The organism is Vibrio sp. 704 (assembly GCF_033339295.1).
In genome coordinates this window covers 1-510 of record NZ_JAWOUH010001050.1, presented here as the reverse complement: position 1 = coordinate 510, position 510 = coordinate 1, and the positions used below count along the sequence as shown (strand labels likewise).

Below are 510 nucleotides of genomic sequence, written 5' to 3'. Positions count from 1 at the left end.
CAACCACAACGTTTGTAGCGCTGGGGATTGATATTGCGGCATGGTGATTACGGCGTCTTGACCATTGATGGCGCGGAACACAATGTTCGCCATAATGGCAGAAATGATCACGGCACGAATCGAGATGAGCGAGTAGCGAAACTGAGGTCGCATTTCCTCAACTACGAACATGATCCCCGCAAGCGGTGCATTAAAGGCCGCAGCCAATCCGCCAGCAGCACCAGAAGCGAGCAGGGAATGGCGAGTATCGTCATCTTTAACGCGGAAAATATCGGTCACCATTCGACCTACAGCACCGCCCATTTGCACCGTTGGGCCTTCACGACCAAGCACCATACCAGAGCCGAGTGCGCCCATGCCGCCGAAGAATTTTACTGGCAGGACTCGCCACCAACGCACAGGACGAATGTTGTCCATCGCGCCTTCAATTTCAGGGATACCTGAGCCCGCCGCTTCTGGGGCAAAGCGATGAACAAGAAAGTAGCCAACAAAAGCAAGCAACGCGCTGAT

At 54.1% G+C, this 510-nt stretch carries 1 protein-coding gene; it reads right to left on the bottom strand.

The window, feature by feature from the left end:
* Positions 1-510 (bottom strand): chloride channel protein (locus R7R24_RS30590; protein ID WP_318120700.1); only part of this gene is annotated, 510 nt, incomplete at both ends.